The following is a 15,749-nucleotide window of genomic DNA, read 5'->3' on the forward strand; positions in this document are numbered from 1 at the left end:
TCGCGTCAGATTAATACAACTTAACCGCCGAAATCATCCAACATAATATTTTCAGGATCCACACCATTAGCCAGCAGCATGTTAATCACTGAGGAGTTCATGATTGGCGGCCCGCACATGTAATATTCACAATCTTCTGGGTTCGGATGTTTCTTGATGAATTCTTCGAACAATACGTTGTGAATGAAGCCGGTATAACCTTTCCAGTTATCTTCAGGTAAAGCATCTGACAAGGCTACATGCCATTCAAAATTGTCGTTTTCTTTGGCCAGCATATCGAAATCTTCAACGTAGAACATTTCGCGTTTGCTACGTGCGCCATACCAGAAAGTCATTTTACGCTTGGATTTCAGTCTGCGTAGTTGATCGAAGATATGCGAACGCATCGGCGCCATACCGGCACCACCACCGATAAAGACCATTTCAGCATCGGTTTCTTTGGCAAAAAACTCGCCGTAAGGACCGGATACGAACACTTTATCACCTGGCTTCAGGTTGAAGATAAAGGACGACATGATGCCTGGCGGAATGCCATCCGGCGCCCCTGGAGGCGGCGTAGCGATCCTGACGTTCAACATTATTTCTTTTTCTTCAGGATAAGATGCCATTGAGTAAGCACGCAGGGTTGGCTCTTTTACATCCGATACATAACGCCACAGATTGAATTTATCCCAATCAGGACGGTATTCCTCGGCAACATCCATATCCGCATATTTTGAAATATGTGGCGGACATTCAATTTGTATATAACCACCGGCACGGTAATTGATGGCTTCACCTTCCGGCAATTCCAATACCAACTCTTTAATGAACGTTGCGACGTTGTCGTTGGACTTAACAGTGCATTCCCATTTCTTAACACCGAATACGCTGTCTTCGACTTCGATATCCATGTTTTGTTTGATGGATACTTGGCAAGCCAGACGTTCACCATGTGCGGCTTCCCGTTTGGTGATATGCGATTGCTCGGTTGGCAGAATGTCGCCACCGCCGCTATGCACTTTCACTTTACATTGACCACAAGTGCCGCCGCCGCCACAAGCAGAGGACACAAACAACTGGTTGTCCGCCAATGCGGTCAACAATTTGGAACCAACTGGTACATGGATTTTCTTCTCGTTATTGATAAGAATTTCCACATCGCCAGAGGCCACCAGTTTACTTTTCGCGCCGATGATCAAAAACACCAGCGCTATCACGATGACCGTGAAGAAAATAACACCTAATGCAATTTCCAGCATTACGATACCCTTATAATTGAATTCCAGAGAAAGCCATGAAGCCCAGAGACATCAAGCCAGCGGTGATAAAAGTGATGCCCAAACCTTGTAATGCAGCAGGAATATCGCTGTATTTCAATTTCTCACGCACACCGGCCATGACGGTAATCGCCAAAGCCCAGCCAAAACCACTTCCTATGCCGTATACCACGCTTTCACCAAAATTGTAGTCACGTTCGATCATGAATAAACTACCGGCCAAGATCGCGCAGTTAACGGTAATCAACGGCAGGAAGATACCCAAGGCTTGATACAGAGCCGGAAAGAATTTATCCAAAATCATTTCCAGAATCTGCACAATCGCAGCAATCATACCGATACAGCTCAACAAGCTTAAAAAGCTTAAATCCACGCCGGTAATGCCTATCCAAGATAACGCATCTTCTTTCAACAAAGTTTGGTAAATGAAGTTATTGGCAGGCACTGTTAAGGTTTGCACCACCATAACGGCAATACCCAAACCCATGGCCGTAGAGATCTTCTTGGACACCGCCAAGAAGGTACACATACCCAGGAAGAATGAGAGCGCCAAGTTTTCAATGAAAACCGCTTTAACAAATAGACTGATATAGGCTTCCATTAGTGGTGCCCTCCTTCACCGTGAGCAATCGACATGATTTTGAACTCGTTATGTTCCACTTGCTTTGGTTTCCAGGTACGGAAACCCCAAATGATCAAGCCGATGATGAAAAACGCGCTAGGCGGCAGCAGCATCATACCGTTAGGCACATACCAACCACCATCTTTAACCAAAGGCAACACATCGAAGCCAAGCAGTTTGCCTGAACCCAAGGTTTCTCTGAACAGAGCCACGATGACTAGAATCAAACTGTAACCTAAGCCGTTACCGATACCATCTACAAAGCTTTGCAGTGGCGGGTTCTTCATGGCGTAGGCTTCAGCACGTCCCATAACGATACAGTTGGTAATAATCAAACCTACGAATACCGACAGCTTTTTGCTGACATCGAATGCAAAGGCTTTAAGCAACTGATCGACCACAATAACCAGCGAAGCAATGATGATCATCTGCACGATAATCCGAATGCTGCTCGGTATATGCTCGCGCACCGCACTAATCGCTGCGCTTGAACAGGCAGTAACCGAAGTCAAGGCCAATGCCATGATCAATGAGGTAGACATTTGCGACGTTACCGCCAGCGCCGAACACACACCAAGCACCTGCAGGGTGATGGGGTTGTTATCGACCAACGGTTCGAATAATACTTTTTTAGTTTCTTTATCCATGATAAGTCCTAACCGTTTTTTCTAATTTTGTTTAGATAGGTGGCAAAACCTTCGGTACCCATCCAGTATTGGATCAAATTACTGACGCCACGACTGGTTAGGGTTGCGCCGGCCAAACCATCCACTTTGTAAACAGAATCCGGGCGACTGGAATCGACACCACCTTTCACTAAAGTCAAAGCCACTTCGCCTTTATCGGAATAGACTTTTTTGCCTTTCCACAACGCGCGCCAGTTAGGATTGACTACCTCACCACCCAGGCCAGGGGTTTCACCTTGGTCGTACAGGTTGATACTCTGTACCGTTTGCGCATCAGCTTCCAAGGCTAAAAAGCCGTACATCGTAGACCACAAACCGTAACCGTTGATAGGCAGAATAATGGATTGCAACTGGTCGCCGTTTTTAACCAAAAACACTTTGGTGTATTTGGCTTTTTGACGGATGCTGGCAATATCTTTCTCGACCGGAATCAACTCGTTCTGCGCAGGGTCTTTAGCAGCCTTGCGTTGGTCGTATTCGTCGACATTGATATTGTCTACGTAATCACCTGTTTTCAGGTCGACAATCTTGCTTTCGATTCTTTCCGCAAAGGCTTTATCTATATCAGTACCCTCTTCCAACAAACCAGCCACATCAAGAATGTTTTTCTTCATGTCCAGGGCTTTGTTGTAGCCTTGCAAAGGCCGTAAAGCGACTGTAGCAATAGATACCAATACAGCGCACACCAAACATAAGGCCAAAGCCACGTTGACGGTTTTTTCCAGGCTGTCGTTACTTAAAGCCAGGATTCTGTCGGCGTAAACTCTGAACTGTTCGTAGTACTTGCAGAGCTGCTCGTTGTACTTACAGGTTTTTTTCTCGGCATTAAGCATGGCGTTTGATCCTTCTTCTAATATTTGCTTGAACAACAAAGTAATCAATCAATGGTGCAAACATGTTTGAGAAAAGAATTGCAAGCATCACACCTTCCGGGAAAGCCGGGTTAATAACCCGAATGATGATAATCATCACGCCGATCATGCAGCCGTAAATCCAGCGACCGGTGTCGGTCACAGCGGCCGAAACAGGATCAGTTGCCATAAACACCGTACCGAAAGCAAAACCACCGACTACCATATGCCAGTACCAAGGCATCGCAAACATTGGGTTGGTTGTGCTGCCAACGATGTTCAACAAAGTGGACATAGCGATCATACCGATCAACACACCAGCCATAATGCGATAAGAAGCAACGCGAGTGTATAACAAGAATGCTGCACCCAACATACAAGCTAATGTGGATGTTTCACCCATCGAGCCGGGAATGAATCCCAAAAACGCTTGGATCCAACTGAAACTCTCTTTAATCGCCTCCACGCCACCAGCCGATGCCAACGATAAAGCCGTCGCGCCACTGTAACCGTCCACCGCAACCCATACCGCATCGCCGGAAATTGAAGCCGGATACGCAAAAAACAGGAACGCACGACCTGTCAAAGCGGGATTAAGGAAATTTTTACCGGTACCACCGAAAACTTCTTTACCCAACACGATACCGAACGAGATACCTAAAGCCACTTGCCACAAGGGGATATCAGGCGGCAAGATTAAGGTATACAGCATTGACGATACCAAGAAACCTTCGTTGACTTCATGCTTGCGTACGGTTGCGAACAACACTTCCCAAACGCCACCCACCGCTAAGGTAGTGATGTAAACGGGGAAGAAATACAACATGCCGTGCACCAGGCAGGAAATCGGGTTGTACGGGTTGTAGCCGAATAGCGCCATTGGAATGCTGCGCCAGTTGTTGATCGACTCGACACCCATACCCTTCATGGCTAAGTTGGCTTGATAACCCGTGTTGTACCAAGCCATCAAAACACAAAACGCCGTGGCGATTACCACGAACGTCATGGTACGTTTCAGATCGTTACCGTCACGTACATGGGTTTTTCCGCGCGTTACATCGGATGGCGTGTAAATAAAAGTATCCACCATCTCGTAGAGACCGTAATACTTTTCAAACTTGCCGCCCTTTGTAAAATGCGGCTCTATGCTATCTAAAATATCTCTAGCCGACATTATCCTTCCTTCTCGATTTTAGTTAAATTAGCTCTGAGCACAGGCGCGAAGTCATGCTTGCCTGGATCGACAAAGGTGAACAAAGACACGTCTTCTTCACTCAGTTCCAGGCAGCCAAGAGACTGTGCAGTGTCGGTATCGCCGACTACAATGGCTTTCAATAAAGGTGTAGACAAAATATCCAAAGGCATCACTGTCTCGTAGACTCCCACCGGAACAATGGCGCGATTGCTACCATTTTTATCGGTGGTCAACGGAAACAGGCGATTATCTTTACGATCTTTGCTCGACACGTAAACATTCATAGCCGAGTATTTGTCTTTGCCGGGAACTATCCAACCGAAAAGCTCACGTTCACGACCCTCTTTAATGGCAGAAACCTGCAAACTGTAAGCACTCAAAAATGCCAGAGATCCGGCAGCCTCGTGGCCATACAAAACAGAGCCCGAAATTACCCGGTTTTCAACATCTTGCAATTCGCCGGCAACCAAATCGTCCAGATTGGCACCCACACGTGTGCGTACCAATCTGGGTTTTTTAACCGTTGGACCAGCCAAAGAAACGATGCGTTCTACATCCAGCTTACCTGTGGTAAACAATGCGCCAATAGCAATTACCGCCTGGTAATCAATATGCCATACGAATTTATGGATATTGACCGGATCGATAAAATGAATATGGGTGCTTGGCAAGCCGGCAGGATGCGGCCCGGAAAACTCCGCTACCTGAACGGCTTGATTCGCTACCAAATCAGTGCCCGTCGCTTTGCAAAGATAGGTTTTACCGGATGTCAACTTAGAAACTACAGTCAAGCCATTAGCAAAGTCGGCAGCACGTTCCTTGATAATGACAGCAGGATCTGCCGCCAGCGGACGAGTATCTATCGCTGTGACAAAAATTGAACTAGGCGTTGTATCGACAGCAGGGATTTTGCCGTAAGGACGTGTCAGGAACGCAGTCCACAATCCTGATGCCAGCAAATTTTCCTTAACCTGTTCTTGAGTCAAATTACCTAACTCAGCTTCGCCGTATTTGCTGAAAGACTCTTGCTGATTCCCTTGCAATTCAATGACCACAGACAACAATGCACGCTTGTCGCCGCGGTTAATAGCTTTAACGACACCCGCGCCGGGTGAGGTAAAGTTGACGCCAGGATTTTTTTTGTCAGAAAAAAGGGCCTGTCCTAATTTGACCTTATCTCCTTCGGCAACCATCATTTTCGGCTTCAGATCGATGTAATCGGCACCCAATAGGGCTACCGATTTGACGCTGTTACCATCTCTTATCTTTTGTTCGGGTCCGCCTGTTATAGGCAAATCCAAACCTTTCTTTATATTAAATTGCATAGTTAATACGCCTGCTCCCCAGACTAGTTGCAGCAAAAAGCCCATTGCGAAACACCGATCCCAAAGGGCACTTCAAGACAAAACATGTTCATTACATCACAAGTTATCGGCTTTCTCAACGGAAAATCCCAAGGCTTGTAGCCCTTTAAGCCGAGCGATAGCGCCCGGCATAAGTGGAAATACCGCTCAAATATCAACCACTTTATCGATATCAAAACCACTCACATACTTACGCCCGACATACCCCCGGGTATTGCTTAAGATACGGGCATCCGCTATCCGGTAATCACCCAAATTGTGCACATGACCGTGAAACCAGGCTGCTATTTCATATTCGTGAAATAATGGCTTCAAGTCATTACAATAAGCCAGCTTTTTAAGTACGTTGGGTGAATCGATCCAACTCCATTCGGTGGGCGCATGATGAGTGACCACTATGGTCCTGCCGGCAAAGGGCGTGGCAAGTTGTTGTTCTAACCAGAATTTAGATTCCCGATGTAGTTCGGTAAAGTGTTTGGGCTCGAAAGTTTGGCCTGCAAATGACACCTTGCGAAAGTCATTCAAGGTATTTCCCAGCACTTCGGCCTTTTCGGCGCCCTCGATAAACAAATTCGTCCACAAGGTGCAACCCAAAAAGCGCACACCCTGGAAGATAAACTGATCTTTTTCCAGGAACTGAATTTGACTGCCCGCACATTCCCTACGCAACATATCGATAGTCTGTTGATATTCGTAACCATAAAACTCATGGTTACCCGCCACATAAACCACAGGCTTGCCGATAGACTTCAACCATTCGACACCTTGTTTGAATATGCCGATATCGCCTGCCGCCACGACCAAATCGGCATCAGTTTCCGGCAGACTCTGCTCGCCAAATTCCAGATGCACATCAGAAAAGTAATTTATCCGCACAATTTGCTCTTTCGTCCTGTTACTAAGGAGGTATAATTTATATCCTAAGTGAATTACTTGGTATTTTTTAGATAACTTTCAGTTTTTGCAGACCACACTTCTATGTCGATTAGCTCCAGAAAACACACCCAACAGGTTTTGGTAGGAAACGTAAAAGTCGGCGGCGACGCTCCGATTGTAGTTCAATCCATGACTAATACCGACACAGCTGATGTTGCAGGAAGCGTTCAACAGATCATGGAATTAGCAACAGCCGGCTCGGAAATGGTCCGCGTCACTGTCGACCGTGAAGAAGCTGCGCAAGCCGTACCGGAAATCGTCAACCGACTGGCACAAAAAGGCTTTTCGGTGCCCATTATCGGCGACTTCCATTTTAACGGCCACAAGTTACTGGAAAAATATCCGGATTGCGCTCAAGCACTATCCAAATACCGTATCAACCCCGGCAATGTCGGCAAAGGCAAAGCGCGGGACCCGCAATTTCAGCAGATGATTGAGTTTGCGATTCAATACAACAAACCCGTGCGGATTGGCGTCAACGGTGGCAGTCTTGATCAAGCCGTACTAACCCGATTGCTTGACGAGAACAGACAATTAGCGCAACCCAAAGAATTACCCCTGATCACACGGGAAGCCATCATACTCTCCGCCCTGGAAAGCGCGGCTAGAGCCCAGGAAATCGGGCTAGGCAAAGACAAAATTATCCTATCCTGCAAAATTAGCGATGTTCAGGAGTTGATCAGCATTTATCAAGACCTGTCCAGCCGTTGCGATTACGCTCTGCATTTAGGCCTTACCGAAGCTGGCATGGGCTCCAAAGGCATCGTCGCATCAGCAGCAGCGCTCGGCGTACTGATGCAACAAGGCATAGGCGACACCATTCGGGTATCCCTAACACCCGAACCCGGTGCCGCGCGCACCAAAGAAGTCATTGTGGCCCAGGAAATTCTGCAAACCATGAACTTTCGCTCCTTCACACCCATGGTAGTGGCCTGCCCCGGTTGCGGACGCACCACCAGCGATTATTTCCAACGTCTGGCGCAAGACATTCAAGGCTATTTACGCGACCAAATGCCTATTTGGAAAGATAAATACAAAGGCGTGGAAGATATGAAAGTCGCGGTGATGGGCTGCGTCGTCAACGGCCCCGGCGAAAGCAAAAATGCCAACATCGGCATCAGTCTGCCCGGAACCGGCGAGTCACCTGTTGCGCCGGTTTTTGAAGACGGTTTCAAAACCGTCACCCTAAAAGGCGAACATATCGCTGAAGAGTTCCAAGCTATAGTCGAGCGTTATATCGAATCGCATTACAGCGCGCAGTAAAAACGTTTCGACACAAAAAAGGCGGCTAATAGCCGCCTTTTTTATGAACTACGCTATCCCGGCTGCCCATCCAATCTGGGCGAGGTCAAAATTGGCGAATAATAAAATGCGAACAAGGAAAACGCCGCCAACCAGCAATAGGTGGACACCATCACCAAACCGCCATACCAGTTTGGCAACAAAGCCGGAAATAACACCCGAAACAACGCGGCCAGATTTATCAGCATAAAGGCCAGCGCCATCACATTCGAGGCTTTTAGCGCCCTGCCGGTATGGCCCAACGCAACGCGGGCCATCATGCCCAAAGTCAAAATACCGATGCCGCCCACAGTAAAGGCGTGTAAAGCCAAAGACTGCGGAACCACAGCAAAAGCAGAGAGGGAGACCAAGCCAAATCCAAGGATCAACCAACCATAGCCGATGTACAAAACCCAAAGCAGGGGCACAAACCAAATCCGCGGGTTGTACCAAGCCGCCACTCGCACAATATTAATCACAATCGCCGCTACCGCAGCACCAGCCAACAAAGCGCCGGATATATTCAGCATCAATAATGCAAACACCGCCAAACTCACCGCAACAGCGGCTATATCCAATGCCGGATTGCGAATACAAATAACCCCAGATAGCCCCCGTTCGGTAAAAAACGGAAATACCCGGCCAGCAATGACCAAAATCATCGCAACGATAACAGTAACCACCAGGACCAGCCCTAGCGAGGCATTACCGGCCATACCCAGAACTTGGGCATGAATCAAACCATTACCCAAGGCTAATAACAGCAATAAGGCGACAAAAATCAGATTTTGATAGTTGCCGGTTTTTAAAATTGGCTTACCCACAAAATACGCCAACACCGGCAAAAATACGAAATCGACGGTGCCTATCAACAAATCGGGCAGTAGTTCGGAATAAAAAGGCAATACCCGGCCATAAATCCATAAAAAACACAGCGACGCCAGTTGATCGGGAGTCACCGTTTGTAAGCCAGTCCAGTTTCTAACTGCTGTTAGTAAAAAACCGGCAATCACCGCTGTGGTGTAGCCAAGCAACATTTCATGAGCATGCCACGTGCTGCCGGTGAAGTAATTATCGATATGCAGCGAACCGTTGGACATTGAGTTCCATACTGCAATCAAAGCCAGAGCTGATAATCCCGCCAGCGCGAAAAAAGCCCTAAAGCCCATCGCAAACAGTGGATAATCAAAAACCGGTTTGTTATTCATGCAAACGCTCCTCCAGCCAATCGATTTCGTTATTCGAGAAGCCGGCAATTATACGCACTTCTCGGTTAAAGGGTCCCTTGGGCTTGCCCTTGAAATAATTCAGTATCAGGTCTTTAAAGCAGTGTTCAGGTTCCATACCGCGCTGTCTGGCCAGATTATTGAACCAGTAAGAACCGCGCTCGACATGCCCGACTTCGTCGTCGTAAATCCGCTGCAAGATAGCCAGACCGGGCTGATCGTCAATAGCGACTAATTTATCCATCATACCCGGCGTCACATCTAATCCGCGCGCCTCCATGCAACGCGGCACTATCGCCAAACGCGCCAAAATGTCATCCGAAGTCTCTTCGGCATGCGACCAAAGCCCGCGATGTGCGGGCAAATCGCCGTAATCGGATCCTAAACCAAGCAAATGAGTGCGAATCAACTCGAAATGCTGCGCCTCTTCGTCGGCGATGATCAGCCAATCCCGATAAAAATCGTCGGGCAAGCCGGGAAATCGGTAAATGATGTCCCAAGCCAAATAAATTGCCACGAACTCGATATGCGCGAGTGCATGAAAAAAAGCCGCTTTACCCTCGTTGGAATCCAGACGACGTTTAGGCATCTCTCGCGGCATCAACAATTTCGGCCGGCTTGGAAATACGGTGTTGCATATCGGCAAGACCGCCCGGTCTGTTTGCAGGGACAATAAGCCGTTATCCAACAACTGCCTGGCTTGATGAGTTAAAACAAGCTTTTGCTCAATGTCGCCATTGAATAAACAATGCTCCGCAAAATCGGATAGGCTTTGGGGCTGCTCTGCCAAAATCGAAGTTCCTGTTTTCTCGCTACCGATGAGTCCATCCCATCCGACAACCACGTAAATAGGTCAAACTAAGCACGACACTATCAGAAGTGCCCGGCGTTTTTATTTTTTAGACATAAAGAAATAAACGGTTTGGCACTTCAAAACCATATTGTTGCCGGATTTTTCGATTGCCTCGCAGGTTTCCATCTTCGAGCGACCCGGCGCCGCCTGTTTGACAATCTTGCCGCCTTCGACGGCGTAATTCAGCACAGCCCGCATTTGGTCAAGTCTGGCATGCGAATCGTTTTCATGGGTCATGCCTTCGATAGTGCCATCGTCTTTAAACGTCCAGGTGGTATTAGAGCTTCGGGCCTTGCTGCCATCACTGGTGTTGGATTCTTTGTCGATTTGCCATGTACCCAAAACATCGGTTTTGGTCAGCTGAACTTCCGCTGTGGCGTGAAAAGATAAAAACAATAAAGCAACAGCGGAGAGTTTAATAAATTGCATGGTAAAGCCTTTTTGAGATTATGTTTTTAGAGCCGTCGATTGTAACACGGAGCCGGAGGCAGCCTCCTTTACTTGAATACCGCAGCTATACTCAAGCCAAACTAGTCAGACGACGCCCCTACAATCGGCCAATATTGCGGCTTAGCCACATTAAAATCCATTCAAGAAAACGCACATCACAAGTTTGCTGAATTTATATGTCCGAAGACATCCTACATTTTACCTACCGTTTAAGCGCAGAAGATTACGATAGCGCCGATTTCCTAATCGAAGTTGATAAACAAAGCATGACCCTTATTTCTGCCGCTCCCCCTCCCTATCCTCTATGGACGGAGCTCACGTATCAACAATGCCGCAATTGCCCGTTAAAACCTGAGCAGGTTCCGCACTGTCCTGTCGCGATTAATTTGGTGTCACTGTTAAATTTATGTGGGCACCTAGTGTCCCACAAGCAAATGGCTGTAGAAGTCATTACCGATAGAAGAACCATACGCGCCGAAACCACTGCTCAACATATCGCCAGTTCGATTCTAGGCTTAATTATGGCCACCAGCCCGTGTCCGCATACTGAATTTTTAAAGCCAATGGCACGTTTTCACTTACCCTTGGCCGATCAAATTGAAACGATTTACCGAGTAACCACGATGTTCCTATTGGCACAGTATTTTCGGCAAAAAGACCACCTACCCTATTCCCTGGAATTGGATGAACTGCTCGCGCTATATCAAAACTTACAAGTTATCAACCTCCATTTAAGCCAACGGTTAAAAACTGCGATTAGCGAAGATGCAGCGGTAAACGGCGTGATTTTACTGGATTTATTGTCAAAGTCGGTTTCTTGGTCAATCGAAGACGGTCTTGATGAAATTCATCATTTATTCGAGGGATACCGCAAATTAGCTCAATAGCCTGCCGACAAAAACTTTCTTGCACAAACTATCGCTCGCCAATGGAAGCAGCCAAATAGACCAAGCCACCCTAATACCCTAGCCACTGCCTCAGAACGACTGAGTCACGTGGTGGCGACAACCAATCCTTCAGGAGTGCCGACGTTAAGCTGCTCAGCGATGTGTATAATCATGATGTGTATAATCATAAGGTTGACACATCCCATCCATACACTTATAATAACTAAATTACTTACCTAGATAAGTAATGCCGAGGTGGTGAAATTGGTAGACGCGCTAGCTTCAGGTGCTAGTAGGGGTAACCCTGTGGAGGTTCAAGTCCTCTCCTCGGCACCATATTACAGTTTCAGGTGGTAACATCTGACAACAGAACCCGCAAGCTGCAAGGCTTAGCGGGTTTTTTTATGCTCCACGTAGTAACACCTAACACCACCAAAGAACCAACAATCTGTTGGTTTTTTTGTTGGTATCTGCCATCATGCCCTCACCCGATACCAACAAAACCGCCTGTAACTGGCGTCATTCATGGAGCGTTCGCCATGCTGACCGATACCGAAATACGCAAAGCCAAACCCACCGAAAAACCGCAAAAGATCAGTGACGGCGGAGGTCTGTTTTTACTGGTCACGCCTCACGGTAGCAAATTATGGCGGTTAGCCTACCGCTTCGCCGGCAAGCAAAAAACGTTAGCGATTGGCGAGTATCCGAGCGTCGGCCTGGCCGACGCCAGAACCAAGCGCGAAGAGGCCAAAAAGCAGCTTGCCAACGGCATCGACCCGTCGACCGCCAAAAAAGCGGCCAAAGCAGCCAGCCAAGACGCCGCCGCCAACAGCTTCGAAGTCATCGCCCGCGAATGGCACGAAACCCACATGGCGAACAAAACCGAAGACCACGCCCAAAAAACCCTAACCAATTTCGAGAAAGACGTTTTCCCGTGGCTCGGCCGGATGCCGATAACCAACATAGAAGCCCCCGACGTGCTGGCCGTGGTTAAGCGCATTGAGCAACGCGGAGCCAACGAGATTGCCAAAAAAGCCAAGCGGTCTATTGGGCAGGTATTCCGCTATGCCATCGCCACCGGCCGGGCCGTTAGAAACCCGGTCCCCGATCTGCAGGGCGCATTCGTGCCCACCGCCGTCAAACACCACGCCGCCATTACCGACCCTGTTCAAATCGGCGCCCTGTTGCGAGCCTGTGAGGACTACACCGGCCACTTTGCCACCCGATGCGCGTTGCGCCTGTCGTTCTTGGTCATGTTGCGACCTGGCGAGGTGCGAAAGGCGGAATGGTCCGAAATCGACCTGGAGCGGGCAGAATGGCGCATCCCTGCGGCCAAAATGAAGATGCGCGAGGAGCACATCATCCCGCTATCGCGGCAAGCCCTTACCATCTTCGAGGAAATCAAGCCGCTAACCAGCAACAGCCGCTTCGTGTTTCCGTCGGTACGCAGTAACGCCCGGCCCATGTCCGAGAACACCATCACCGGCGCTTTGCGGCGATTGGGTTACACCGGCGCCGAAATGACCGCCCACGGCTTTCGGGGCATGGCATCTACCCGGCTCAACGAAGCCCACCTATTCCACCCCGACGCCATCGAGCGCCAGCTTGCCCACGGCGAGCAAAACAGCGTCCGCGCCGCCTACAACCGGGCGCAATACTTGCCGGAACGGGTGAAGATGTTGCAATGGTGGGCCGACTACCTGGATAGCTTGAAGGAAGGCGCGGCCGTTGTGCCGTTTCAACGTAAGAGCGCATAACCGCAAGGAGAAAAGCCCATGCTAACCCTGGAACTCGACGACGAAACCGCCGGCTTACTGGCGAAACTGGCCGCCCGCGACCACCAAGACGCCGGCCAACTCATCAAGCAGGCCTTGGCCGATTACCTTGCCAAGTCGGCGGAATCGGCTAGCGAGTCCGTATTAATGGCCGACATCATCGCCACCTTGCCGCCGTTGCCAAGCTTCACCGGCAACCCGCTGGACGTTCAAAAGGCCATGCGCGATGAATGGGATTAAATACTTGCTGGATACCAACATCATCATCGGCATGTACCAACACAGTCCGGCGGTAATCGACTTGATGCAGGCCAAGCGGGTGCATATCGGCCAATGCGCCTATAGCGCCATCACCCGCATGGAATTATTGAGTTTTCCCGGCATCACGCCAACCGAAGAAACCGCGATTCATGCCCTGCTGAACAGAATGGCCCGCCTGAGCATTACCGAAGACGTGGAAGAACAAGCGATTCGCTTTCGGCGCCGGCACAAAACCAAACTACCGGACTCCATTATTGGCGCCACGGCGAGCTTTCACGACCTTGAGCTATTGACGATGGACAAGCAATTACAGGCAAAGCTGTAACCCGAATAAACCGCGCCTAGCCCGACGGGGCGAACCTGGGCAACCTTTCACCCAGTGGCGCGGTTTTCCTCTTGAAAGGCAGACCGGGAAAGGCGGAATGATTGATTACCAAACTTACGACGCATTAGGCGAATTCCCATTGGAGCTAGCAGCTGCTTTGTGGATGGAGCTAAATCCAGATGATGAATCCACGAAATTTAATTCTGGTTACAAAGCAAAGCACTTTGAAATAAATATGGCGGTCAATAATCGCGAACTACAGGCGGGCATCTTCAAAATTCAAGATGAGCCAACTTATAAAAGCAGTTTACAAAGGGATTTGGATGATTTCATGGGCACTATGGGAAGAAGAGATGAGCCAAGATATTCAATTGTTGTTCAGATAAACCGCGCTGACTTAAAAAACTGGGCCGAATCCAAAGGCCAAAAACCAAAATTTCTTTTCCCTGAAATGCGTTTAAACCAAGACCCCATTCAAAACAAATCTGCAGTTCCCAACCTCGAAGAAGGTAGGCCCGACGACAGGATAAATTCACTGCTGAAAATCATTTTGGGCATGGCTATCGATGCTTATAAGTACGATCCAGATGCTCAGAAAAATAAAGCGACAGGCGGGAACTCGGGAAGTATTGCAGCCGCCTTGGAAAACATACCAGGTTTGAAAACCGATCCTGACACCATTCGAAATTATTTGACCGAAGCTTCCAGACGCTTCCCAAGCGCAAAGCCGCATAAATCCTAGATTATTGGCCGATTCGGTCAAAAACCGACCGAGCTTCGGCCAAACAACCGTTTCAATTCCACACCATGTGTCTTGTCAGTAACCAGTCGCCCAAAGGAGGGCACAATGACAAAAAACATGGTGCAAACCAACCCCAAAACCGACCCACTCCAATCAGGCTATAACCTGCGCGTTTCCGTGCTGGCTCCACGCCTGGGCATTTCCAAAAACCAAATATGGCGGCTTGTCCGGCAAGGCAAATTTCCGCGCCCCATCAAGCTATCCGAGAAGGTAACCGTCTGGAAGGCCGATGACGTTCTAGCCTGGCTGAAAGCCAAGGAGGCGGCGTAATGGCGAGATTAACCAAACTCGACCGCCTGCCGGAGGCGGTCAAAACCGAGCTGATGAGTAGAATTCTCGGCTCGGCCGAGCGTTACGAAAGCATTGCCGACTGGCTAAAGCAGGCCACCGGAACCCGCTATTCGAAATCGACCATCGGCCGCTTTGCTCAAGCCTTACGCTCGGTGCATGGCGGCTTGCTGGAGCTGGGATTGTCCAGCGAGGCGCTTGCGGCCAACTCCGGCAAGTTGGAAAAACTGGGGGCGTATCTGGTGCAGCGGGAGCTACTCACCCGCCGCATCGAATCCTTGCAAAAGTCGATTTTCGGCCCTTTGGGAACTGGGGAGGGCGAGCGATGAGCGACCGCAAACCAACCCAAGCAACCGCCATCAAATCCGCCTTGCTGGCCGGTGCCCGCGTCGATTCGGTAATGGCGTTCGGTCTGGGCATTACCCGCTTGGCCGCCATCATCAAGCGCTTGCGGGACGGCGGTTTGCCGATCATCACCGAGCAGGACAAAGGCAACGGCATTGCCCGCTATCACTTGCCGGAAAACTGGCAACCGGACACAAAAAAGCCCCGCTAAGCGCCAACTTAGCGAGGCCTTTGCCTGACTGTGAACCCGATACCCACAACCACCAGCGCGGCGCATTATGCGCGCCGCAAGGGCTATTTTCAATGTCTTTTCGTTACACCATCTTGACACCACGCCGTAACC

19 protein-coding genes and 1 tRNA gene are annotated in these 15,749 nt (G+C 49.1%); 10 read left to right on the forward strand and 10 right to left on the reverse strand.

All coding sequences use genetic code 11. From position 1 onward, the window contains the following. Positions 1-20 precede the first annotated feature (20 nt). The 7 genes from nqrF to QLH52_RS10565 form a co-directional block, all read right to left on the reverse strand. Positions 21-1,241, reverse strand: a complete 1,221-nt coding sequence (nqrF, locus tag QLH52_RS10535; RefSeq protein WP_033159347.1) for an NADH:ubiquinone reductase (Na(+)-transporting) subunit F — start codon at positions 1,239-1,241, stop codon at positions 21-23. Positions 1,242-1,251: 10 nt separating this feature from the next. After that, positions 1,252-1,860, reverse strand: a complete 609-nt coding sequence (gene nqrE, locus QLH52_RS10540; protein ID WP_101052580.1) for an NADH:ubiquinone reductase (Na(+)-transporting) subunit E — start codon at positions 1,858-1,860, stop codon at positions 1,252-1,254. Further along, complete coding sequence (locus tag QLH52_RS10545; RefSeq protein ID WP_020481963.1) at positions 1,860-2,528, reverse strand: NADH:ubiquinone reductase (Na(+)-transporting) subunit D; 669 nt, start codon at positions 2,526-2,528, stop codon at positions 1,860-1,862. The genes nqrE and QLH52_RS10545 overlap by 1 nt, the downstream gene beginning before the upstream one ends. 8 nt (positions 2,529-2,536) lie before the next feature. Then, entirely contained in the window at positions 2,537-3,400 is an 864-nt protein-coding gene (locus QLH52_RS10550; RefSeq protein ID WP_033159350.1) for a Na(+)-translocating NADH-quinone reductase subunit C, read from the reverse strand. Then, positions 3,393-4,592, reverse strand: a complete 1,200-nt coding sequence (locus QLH52_RS10555) for an NADH:ubiquinone reductase (Na(+)-transporting) subunit B (RefSeq protein WP_319961502.1) — start codon at positions 4,590-4,592, stop codon at positions 3,393-3,395. The genes QLH52_RS10550 and QLH52_RS10555 overlap by 8 nt, the downstream gene beginning before the upstream one ends. After that, a complete protein-coding gene (locus QLH52_RS10560; protein WP_319961555.1) occupies positions 4,592-5,938 on the reverse strand; it encodes a Na(+)-translocating NADH-quinone reductase subunit A in 1,347 nt (448 codons plus the stop codon). Before QLH52_RS10560 ends, QLH52_RS10555 begins: the two co-directional genes overlap by 1 nt. Positions 5,939-6,124: 186 nt before the next feature. Beyond that, complete coding sequence (locus QLH52_RS10565) at positions 6,125-6,853, reverse strand: metallophosphoesterase (protein WP_171695021.1); 729 nt, start codon at positions 6,851-6,853, stop codon at positions 6,125-6,127. Between the two features lie 102 nt (positions 6,854-6,955). Between QLH52_RS10565 and ispG the strand changes: the two genes are divergently transcribed. Continuing rightward, the gene (ispG, locus tag QLH52_RS10570; RefSeq protein WP_319961503.1) at positions 6,956-8,176 is read left to right on the forward strand and encodes a flavodoxin-dependent (E)-4-hydroxy-3-methylbut-2-enyl-diphosphate synthase; all 1,221 of its coding nucleotides are present in this window, start codon (positions 6,956-6,958) and stop codon (positions 8,174-8,176) included. A 53-nt stretch (positions 8,177-8,229) separates the two neighbouring features. Here the strand turns inward: ispG and QLH52_RS10575 are convergent, their stop codons facing one another. The 3 genes from QLH52_RS10575 to QLH52_RS10585 form a co-directional block, all read right to left on the reverse strand. After that, entirely contained in the window at positions 8,230-9,402 is a 1,173-nt protein-coding gene (locus tag QLH52_RS10575; protein WP_319961504.1) for an NnrS family protein, read from the reverse strand. Then, the gene (locus QLH52_RS10580) at positions 9,395-10,210 is read right to left on the reverse strand and encodes a ferritin-like domain-containing protein (protein ID WP_319961505.1); all 816 of its coding nucleotides are present in this window, start codon (positions 10,208-10,210) and stop codon (positions 9,395-9,397) included. Before QLH52_RS10580 ends, QLH52_RS10575 begins: the two co-directional genes overlap by 8 nt. Positions 10,211-10,312: 102 nt before the next feature. Then, positions 10,313-10,702 (reverse strand): lipocalin-like domain-containing protein, encoded by a 390-nt coding sequence (locus QLH52_RS10585; protein WP_319961506.1) that lies wholly within the window; start codon positions 10,700-10,702, stop codon positions 10,313-10,315. 197 nt (positions 10,703-10,899) lie between these two features. On the opposite strand from QLH52_RS10585, the gene QLH52_RS10590 reads away from it, so the two are divergent. The 9 genes from QLH52_RS10590 (at position 10,900) to QLH52_RS10630 (ending at position 15,617) form a co-directional block, all read left to right on the forward strand. Beyond that, positions 10,900-11,610, forward strand: a complete 711-nt coding sequence (locus QLH52_RS10590; RefSeq protein WP_319961507.1) for a DUF6901 family protein — start codon at positions 10,900-10,902, stop codon at positions 11,608-11,610. 249 nt (positions 11,611-11,859) lie between these two features. Beyond that, a tRNA-Leu gene (locus QLH52_RS10595) sits at positions 11,860-11,946 on the forward strand. Between the two features lie 203 nt (positions 11,947-12,149). Continuing rightward, a complete protein-coding gene (locus QLH52_RS10600; RefSeq protein WP_319961508.1) occupies positions 12,150-13,367 on the forward strand; it encodes a tyrosine-type recombinase/integrase in 1,218 nt (405 codons plus the stop codon). 18 nt (positions 13,368-13,385) lie between these two features. Further along, positions 13,386-13,625: a ribbon-helix-helix protein, CopG family gene (locus tag QLH52_RS10605; protein WP_319961509.1), complete on the forward strand. Its 240-nt coding sequence runs from the start codon at positions 13,386-13,388 to the stop codon at positions 13,623-13,625. Then, on the forward strand, positions 13,612-13,971 hold the full coding sequence (locus tag QLH52_RS10610) for a type II toxin-antitoxin system VapC family toxin (RefSeq protein ID WP_319961510.1): 360 nt from the start codon (positions 13,612-13,614) through the stop codon (positions 13,969-13,971). Before QLH52_RS10605 ends, QLH52_RS10610 begins: the two co-directional genes overlap by 14 nt. Positions 13,972-14,068: 97 nt before the next feature. Continuing rightward, positions 14,069-14,713 carry a hypothetical protein gene (locus QLH52_RS10615; RefSeq protein WP_319961511.1) on the forward strand — a complete coding sequence of 215 codons (645 nt, stop codon included), beginning with the start codon at positions 14,069-14,071 and terminating at the stop codon, positions 14,711-14,713. Between the two features lie 105 nt (positions 14,714-14,818). Continuing rightward, positions 14,819-15,043 carry a helix-turn-helix transcriptional regulator gene (locus tag QLH52_RS10620; protein WP_319961512.1) on the forward strand — a complete coding sequence of 75 codons (225 nt, stop codon included), beginning with the start codon at positions 14,819-14,821 and terminating at the stop codon, positions 15,041-15,043. Continuing rightward, positions 15,043-15,390, forward strand: a complete 348-nt coding sequence (locus QLH52_RS10625) for a phage protein Gp27 family protein (RefSeq protein ID WP_319961513.1) — start codon at positions 15,043-15,045, stop codon at positions 15,388-15,390. The genes QLH52_RS10620 and QLH52_RS10625 overlap by 1 nt, the downstream gene beginning before the upstream one ends. After that, entirely contained in the window at positions 15,387-15,617 is a 231-nt protein-coding gene (locus QLH52_RS10630; protein ID WP_319961514.1) for a helix-turn-helix domain-containing protein, read from the forward strand. Before QLH52_RS10625 ends, QLH52_RS10630 begins: the two co-directional genes overlap by 4 nt. Positions 15,618-15,749 lie beyond the last annotated feature (132 nt).

The organism is Methylomonas defluvii (assembly GCF_033949435.1).
Lineage (GTDB): Bacteria > Pseudomonadota > Gammaproteobacteria > Methylococcales > Methylomonadaceae > Methylomonas > Methylomonas defluvii.